This window comes from Janthinobacterium sp. GW821-FHT03A03 (assembly GCF_059421435.1).
The window spans coordinates 140,092-146,120 of record NZ_JBWKUZ010000012.1 but is presented as its reverse complement, the minus strand read 5'-3'; the positions used below and the strand labels follow the sequence as shown (position 1 = coordinate 146,120).

5 protein-coding genes and 1 riboswitch are annotated in these 6,029 nt (G+C 62.3%); all 5 genes read left to right on the top strand.

Annotation, left to right across the window (positions count from 1 at the left end):
• Positions 1-232: 232 nt before the first annotated feature.
• The 5 genes from cobT (at position 233) to AC07VI_RS20460 (ending at position 6,029) form a co-directional block, all read left to right on the top strand.
• A complete protein-coding gene (gene cobT / locus AC07VI_RS20480; protein WP_492992587.1) occupies positions 233-1,273 on the top strand; it encodes a nicotinate-nucleotide--dimethylbenzimidazole phosphoribosyltransferase in 1,041 nt (346 codons plus the stop codon).
• A 2-nt stretch (positions 1,274-1,275) separates the two neighbouring features.
• Positions 1,276-2,085 carry an adenosylcobinamide-GDP ribazoletransferase gene (locus tag AC07VI_RS20475; protein WP_492992585.1) on the top strand — a complete coding sequence of 270 codons (810 nt, stop codon included), beginning with the start codon at positions 1,276-1,278 and terminating at the stop codon, positions 2,083-2,085.
• Between the two features lie 4 nt (positions 2,086-2,089).
• Complete coding sequence (locus AC07VI_RS20470; protein ID WP_086145346.1) at positions 2,090-2,644, top strand: histidine phosphatase family protein; 555 nt, start codon at positions 2,090-2,092, stop codon at positions 2,642-2,644.
• A gap of 44 nt (positions 2,645-2,688) precedes the next feature.
• Positions 2,689-2,930, top strand: a riboswitch (cobalamin riboswitch).
• A 127-nt stretch (positions 2,931-3,057) separates the two neighbouring features.
• Positions 3,058-4,923 carry a TonB-dependent receptor domain-containing protein gene (locus tag AC07VI_RS20465; protein ID WP_492992583.1) on the top strand — a complete coding sequence of 622 codons (1,866 nt, stop codon included), beginning with the start codon at positions 3,058-3,060 and terminating at the stop codon, positions 4,921-4,923.
• Positions 4,924-5,003: 80 nt separating this feature from the next.
• Positions 5,004-6,029 (top strand): FecCD family ABC transporter permease, encoded by a 1,026-nt coding sequence (locus AC07VI_RS20460; RefSeq protein ID WP_492992581.1) that lies wholly within the window; start codon positions 5,004-5,006, stop codon positions 6,027-6,029.

The window sequence follows — 6,029 nt, the reverse complement described above, 5'->3', positions numbered from 1 at the left end:
GACAAAGCGTTGTGTTTGTCAGCTGCGAAGAAGGAAGAGTATGAAGCGTTTCGCCAAATCCGTCAACCTTCTTTTTTACCCACCTCACTCAGCATTTGCATGCGTCGTTCAGCGAGGGGGCGAATTATAGCCCTGCCCCGCACGCCCCGCAAGGGCTAATTTGCAGCTGGACAAATATTGCTGTGTGATATCGTAGTGCCGACAATACCCTGCCGCATTCACCTTGACTCCCATGCCTATCCCACACATCGCCCCCACCGCCAATCCCGCCCTGGCCAGCGCCCTCGAACATGCCATCAATAGCAAGACCAAGCCGCTGGGCAGCCTCGGACTACTGGAAACCCTGGCCCGGCAGATCGGCCTGATCCAGCAAAGCACACACTTGGCACTGCAACAACCTGCGATTATCGTTTTTGCGGCCGACCATGGCGTCGTCGCGGAAGGTATTTCGGCCTATCCGCAAAGTGTGACCTGGCAAATGGTGGAAAACTTCCTCGGCAACGGTGCCGCCATTAACGTCTTCGCCCGCCAGAACAATTGCGCCCTCTATATAGTAGATGCAGGCGTGAACCACGATTTCGGTCCGCGCGACGGCTTGCTCGACCGCAAGCAGGCTTCCGGCACCCGCAACTTTGCCCAAGAACCTGCCATGAGCCGGGAACAATGCCTGGCCGCCATGCAGGCGGGCATGGACCTGGCCGCCACCCTGGACGGCAATGTGCTGGGCTTTGGCGAAATGGGCATCGGCAACACTACCGCCGCCGCCGCCCTGATGCACAAGCTGACCCAAACACCGGTCGCCGACTGCGTGGGCGCCGGCACCGGCCTGTCCAAGGAAGGCATTTTGCACAAGCAGCAGGTGATCGAAGCGGCCGTCGCCCATCACGCGACAGTCCATGAGCCGCTCGACGTGCTGGCCACGTTTGGCGGCTTCGAAATCGCCATGATGGCCGGCGCCATGCTGAAAGCGGCCGAACGACGCATGATTCTGCTGATCGACGGTTTCATCGTCAGCAGCGCCCTGCTGGTGGCGGCGCGCTTGCGGCCGGCCATCCTCGATTACTGCGTGTTTTCGCACTGCTCCGATGAAAACGGCCATCGCCAGCTGCTGGCCAGCCTGGGAGCGCGTCCGCTGCTGCACCTCGATTTGCGCCTCGGTGAAGGCACGGGGTCGGCGCTGGCCTTGCCGCTGCTGCACGCGGCCGTCAACTTCATGTGCGAGATGGCCACCTTCGCCTCGGCCCAGGTCAGCGAAAAGTCCACGTCACACTGACCATGGCCAACCCCGTTTCCGCCGCAGTCCACCAGTGCCGCCTCTTCTTCATCGCGCTGCAGTTCTTTACGCGCCTGCCCATCCCCCGCTGGGTGGGTTTCGAGCCGGCCTGGCTGCAGCACGCTTCACGCTACTTTCCGCTGGTGGGCGCGGTGGTGGCGACCATCTGTGGCGCCGTGTATCTGCTGGCCAGCTGGCTCCTGCCTTCGGCGGCGGCCGTGCTGCTGGCCGTCGCCGCCGGCATCTACCTGACGGGCGCCTTCCATGAAGACGGTTTCGCCGACATGTGCGATGGCTTCGGCGGCGGCTTGACGCGCGAGCGGGTACTGGAAATCATGAAGGACTCGCGCATTGGCGCGTATGGCGCCATCGGCATCATCTGCCTGCTGGCCATCAAGTGCACGGCGCTGGCCTCGCTGCCGCCACACATCGTCGTGGCGACACTATTCATCGCCCATCCGCTCTCGCGTCTGGCCGCCGTCTCGCTGATCTGGCTCATGGACTATGCGCGCGATGAAGGAAAATCCAAGCCGATGGCACAGGAAATGACGACGGGAGAATTCATCATCGCCGCCGTCTGCGCCCTGCTGCCGGCCATCGCCTGCGGCGTGCTGGGGATATTTGACTGGGCGGCGCTCGCCTTTGCCATCGTGGCTGGGGCAGCGGCCGCATTCTGGCTGGGCCGCAAATGCCAGCGCCGCCTGCAAGGCTACACGGGCGACTGCCTGGGCGCCGTGCAGCAGGTGGCGGAAGTGGCGATTTACCTGGCCATCCTTTCCAGCTTGCAGCCGCCCACACGCTTCTTCTATTAACACCATGCGCCTGATTCTCGTTCGCCACCCCGCACCGCAGGTAACCAGCGGCACCTGCTATGGCCGCAGCGACGTGGCGGTGGCGCCGCACGAAATGGCCGCCGTGCGCACCAGCCTGCAGGTGACCTTGCCGGCCGATGTGCCACTCTACGCCAGTCCGCTGCGCCGCTGCGCCGGCCTGGCGACGGCCCTGGCGCAGGATCTGCCAGCGAGCGAACTACACTTTGATGCCCGGCTGGCCGAAATGGATTTCGGCACATGGGAAATGCAGCCCTGGCACGCGATTGCGCGCGCGGACATCGATGCCTGGGCCGCCGACCCGGCCTGGTACCGCCCCGGCGGCGGCGAAAATGTGCTGGCGATGGCCGCCCGCGTCGATGCGTTTTTAGGCGATCTGTTGCGCGAACAACACGAAACAGTGCTCATCATCTGCCATGCGGGCACCATCCGCCTGTTGTCGGCGCTGCAAGCACGCCTGCCATTGGAGGAAACAGCCCTGCTGGCCGCCCATTCCGCCCACAAAATCGCCTATGGTGCGACCGTCGTCGTCGATTTCTGATATCGAATCGTCCAGCCGACCATTTCAGTCCCCGCCTGCTGCACGTATAATGGCGGGGTTTTGGTGCCCGCGCTCATGTCCATGAGCGCAGTTAAACGGGAAACACGATGCCGCGCTCGCGGCGAACGTGTGCTGCCCCCGCAACGGTAAGCAAGTGTCGCCCCTCTCTACAGGAAGCGGACGACAAGCTATCTCTGACAACCACTGTGCTTGCAATCATCGAGCATGGGAAGGTGGGATAGCCGTACTTGCCAGCCCGGATACCGGCCAGGACAGGTGGAAGTGTGCGAACGGGGATGTTCGCGATCCGAATGGCCCATGGCCGTCTTCGATCGTCAATCTCAGTTCCCACTTCTGTTCAATCTGGCCTACGGGGACGTCGGCTGGTTGCATATTACTTACTGAAAATTATCATGACCCATGCTGTTTCCCGCCGCGCGACGCTCACGTCGCTCGCGCTAGCCATTGCCGCGCCTGCCGCCTTCGCCCAAGCCACGCCCGACACCTTCGATCCGGTGATCGTTACCGCAACCCGCACACCGCAAAAAACCAGCGAATTGCTGGCCAATACGGCCATCATCACCAGCGAAGAGATCGCGCGTTCGGGTGCGGGATCGGTTACCGAGTTGCTGCAAAAACAACGTGGCATCGAAGTCGTCCGCAATGGCGGTGCAGGCACAGCGGCATCGGTGTACATCCGTGGCGCAAACAGCACCCAGAATATCGTTCTCGTGGACGGCGTCCGCATCGGTTCCTCGACCCTGGGCACCGCCAACTGGAGCCCGGTTCCACTGGCAAATATCGACCGCATCGAGATCGTCTACGGTCCATTGAGCACCCTGTACGGCGCCGATGCCATCGGTGGCGTCATCCAGATTTTCACCAAAAAAGGCAGCGGCGCGCCAGTGGTTGGCGCATCGGTCGGCTTTGGCAGCGATGCCACGCGCCAATATGATGCCAGCGTTTCGGGAGCAACCGGTGGCTACAACAGCCTGAGCTACTCGTTGAACGTCAGCAAGGAAAAAAGCGACGATTTTTCGGCCACCAAACCAGGCAATTTCTCTTACAACGCAGACAAAGACGGCTACGACAAGAAGAGCGTCACTGGCCAGGTTGGCTTCCAGTTGGCCAAGGGACATGACTTGGGCCTGGCATTCATGAACAGCAAGCTTGAGGCCCAGTACGACAACGGCCCTGGCTATGATACGCGCAGCAATCAAAAGCTGGAAAACATCGGCGTATTCATGAACAACGAATTCGTTCAAGGCTGGCACAGCAAGGTACAAGTTGCCGAAGCACGCGACAAGGCCAACGAGGACACCGCTGCGGGCGCAGCCGGCAAAAGCCATCTGGAAACCAAGCAATCGACTTTCGATTGGCAAAATGACATTACTATCGGCGCCGATACGCTGCAGTTGCTGGCCAGCTACCGCAAGGAAGAAGTTGTCGCCAGCGCCAAGCCAATCTTGAATCGTGCGCGCGACACCAAGTCGCTGGCAGCGTCCTACACCATGAAGCGCGACCAGCACCTGCTCAGCGCAAGCCTGCGCCGTGACAAGATGTCGGAAACCGGCTCGACCAACACAGGCAGCCTTGGTTACGGCTACCAGATCAATAATGCCTTGCGCGCCACCGCCAGCTACGGCACCAGCTTCCGCCAGCCTACCTACAATGAACTGTATTACCCAGGTTACGGCATCGCCAGCAACCGTCCCGAAAAAGGCCGCAATGCTGAAGTCGGCCTGCGCTATGACGATGGCAAGACACAGCTGAGCGCCGTGTACTATCACAATCGCGTGACCGATTTGCTGATCTATGCGGACACCTGCCCGGTTGAAGTGGCCACGCATCCGTTCGGCTGCGCCTACAACGTCAACAAGGCATTGCTGGAAGGTATCACCTTGACCGGCCGCCGCAAGTTTGGCGACTTCGGCTTCAGCGGCAATATCGACCTGCAAGATCCGCGTGATCAAACCCTGGACAAATCGCTGGTGCGCCGCGCCAAGCGTCATGCCAACTTTGCGGCTGACTACAGCATCGGTCAACTGAACACGGGCGCCGAATGGCAATTGTCGGGCAAGCGTTTTGAAAATCCTGCCAACACGACCAGCCTTGGCGGTTATGGCCTGGTCAACCTGTTCGCCACCTATCAAGTGGCGCAGGACTGGTCGGTGCTGGCGCGCTGGAACAATATCACTGACAAGAAGTATGAACTGGCCCGTAACTACAATACCGCCGGCTCCAACTTCTTCGTCGGCCTGCGTTACGGCTCGAAATAAGCAGATAGTAATGATGTAAGCTGCGGGCGATGGCATGCCGCCATCGCCCGCAGATGCGGTTCCCGATTTTAAGGCAGTACATGCACCCATTTTTCCGCAATATGCGCCACCGCGCCACGGTGATCGTCACCGTGCTGGTCGTGTGTGCGATTGCCAGCCTGATTTTCTCCGGCATGATCGGTTCGATCGCGATTCCGCTCGCCGACCTGCCTTCCGCCCTGCTCCATCTGGTGCAAGGCAAGACCGACAACATCGCCGCCACCCTGCTCGACCTGCGCCTGGGTCGCGCGCTGACCGCCTTTGTCACGGGCGCGGCGCTGTCGCTGGCCGGCGTCATGATGCAGGCGCTGCTGCGCAATCCCCTGGCCGACCCGTACGTACTGGGCATTTCCGCCGGCGCCTCCGTCGGCGCGCTGGCCGCGCTGCTGTTCATGTGCGCGCTATGGGTGGTCGACGCTGCCGCCTTTGCCGGCGCCGTCGGCGTGTCCATGCTGCTGTACCTGTTTGCCCGGCGCGACCTGCGCGGCGGCGCGGCGGCTGAAGGCGGCGCCTCGCTGTTGCTGCTGACGGGCGTCATTCTGGCCTCGGCCTGCATGGCCATCGTCACCCTGATGCTGTCGATCGCGCCCGAAAGCCGCTTGCGCAGCATGGTCTTCTGGATGATCGGCGACCTGGCCGGCGCCCCCGCGCGCCTGATGCCCTGGCTGGTACTGGCCGGCGCCCTGGTCTTCGCCTTGCGCAGCGCCCGCTCGCTCAACGTCATGGCCCTGCATGCGGAAGCGGCCAGCACGCTGGGCGTGCGCGTGGGCGCGTTGCGCAAGGGCCTGTTCTTCTGTTCCGGCCTGCTCACGGCCAGCGCCGTCACCAGCGCCGGCAGCGTGGGCTTTGTCGGTCTGATCGTGCCGCACGCGCTGCGCTTTGCCTGCGGCCCCGATCATCGCCTGTTGATTCCCGCCGCCGCGCTGGCAGGCGGCACCTTCCTCGTACTGGCAGACACGCTGGCGCGCACCGTGCTGGCGCCGTTGCAGCTGCCAGTGGGCGTCGTCACGGCCATGATAGGCGCGCCCGTCTTCCTGTACCAGCTGCACCGGCTGCGCCGCACATGA

Bases quoted from the DNA above. Each gene is read 5' to 3' on its own strand.
- AC07VI_RS20475 (WP_492992585.1), top strand. From the start codon at position 1,276: ATGGCCAACCCCGTTTCCGCCGCAGTCCACCAGTGCCGCCTCTTCTTC.
- cobT (WP_492992587.1), top strand. From the start codon at position 233: ATGCCTATCCCACACATCGCCCCCACCGCCAATCCCGCCCTGGCCAGC.
- AC07VI_RS20470 (WP_086145346.1), top strand. From the start codon at position 2,090: ATGCGCCTGATTCTCGTTCGCCACCCCGCACCGCAGGTAACCAGCGGC.
- AC07VI_RS20460 (WP_492992581.1), top strand. From the start codon at position 5,004: ATGCACCCATTTTTCCGCAATATGCGCCACCGCGCCACGGTGATCGTC.
- AC07VI_RS20465 (WP_492992583.1), top strand. From the start codon at position 3,058: ATGACCCATGCTGTTTCCCGCCGCGCGACGCTCACGTCGCTCGCGCTA.